The following is a 1,176-nucleotide window of genomic DNA, read 5'->3' as shown; positions in this document are numbered from 1 at the left end:
TTACTCGATGATCTTGGAGACGACGCCGGCGCCGACGGTGCGACCGCCTTCGCGGATGGCGAAGCGCAGGCCGTCTTCCATGGCGATCGGGGCGATCAGCTCAACCGAGAACGACACGTTGTCGCCCGGCATCACCATCTCGGTGCCTTCGGCCAGCGTCACCGTCCCGGTCACGTCCGTCGTGCGGAAGTAGAACTGCGGGCGGTAGTTGGCGAAGAACGGCGTGTGACGGCCACCCTCTTCCTTGGTCAGGATATACGCCTCGGCCTCGAACTTCGTGTGCGGCTTGACCGAGCCGGGCTTGCAGAGCACCTGGCCCCGCTCCACGCCTTCACGGTCGATGCCGCGCAGCAGCGCGCCGATGTTGTCGCCCGCTTCGCCACGATCCAGCAGCTTGCGGAACATCTCGACGCCCGTGCAGGTCGTCTTCTTCGTGTCGCGGATGCCCACGATCTCCAGTTCGTCGCCCACGTTCACCACGCCGCGCTCGACCCGGCCGGTGACAACCGTGCCGCGCCCCGAGATCGAGAACACGTCTTCGATCGGCATCAGGAACGGCTGGTCAACCGCACGCTCCGGCGTGGGAATGTACTCGTCAACCGCAGCCATCAGTTCGCGGATCTTGTTCTCGCCGATCTCCGGGTCACGCCCTTCCATCGCCGCCAGCGCCGAACCCGCAACGATCGGAATGTCGTCGCCGGGGAAGTCATACGAGCTCAGCAGCTCGCGCACTTCCATCTCAACCAGCTCAAGCAGCTCCTCGTCATCGACCTGGTCAACCTTGTTCAGGAAAACCACCAGCGCCGGAACGCCAACCTGGCGCGCCAGCAGGATGTGCTCGCGCGTTTGCGGCATCGGGCCATCCGCCGCGTTCACAACCAAAATCGCGCCGTCCATCTGCGCCGCGCCCGTGATCATGTTCTTCACATAGTCCGCGTGACCGGGGCAATCCACGTGCGCGTAGTGCCGGTTCTCGGTCTCGTATTCCACGTGCGCCGTCGAAATCGTGATCCCGCGGGCCTTCTCTTCCGGCGCGCCGTCAATCTGGTCATACGCACGAAAATCGCCGAAATACTTCGTGATCGCCGCCGTCAGCGTCGTCTTGCCGTGGTCAACGTGACCAACAGTCCCGATGTTCACGTGCGGTTTGCTGCGTTCAAACTTTTCCTTTGCCAT

Annotated in this window: 1 protein-coding gene; it reads right to left on the bottom strand. The window is 63.4% G+C overall.

Annotated features, from left to right (window positions below; all coding sequences use genetic code 11):
- On the bottom strand, positions 1-1,176 hold a 1,176-nt coding region (tuf, locus tag M8744_RS17695; RefSeq protein WP_251420061.1), incomplete at its 5' end, for an elongation factor Tu.

This window comes from Lutimaribacter degradans, from assembly GCF_023703375.1.
GTDB lineage: Bacteria > Pseudomonadota > Alphaproteobacteria > Rhodobacterales > Rhodobacteraceae > Lutimaribacter > Lutimaribacter degradans.
Note: the sequence above shows the minus strand (reverse complement) of the source record. Positions and strands in the feature narration are given on the sequence as shown.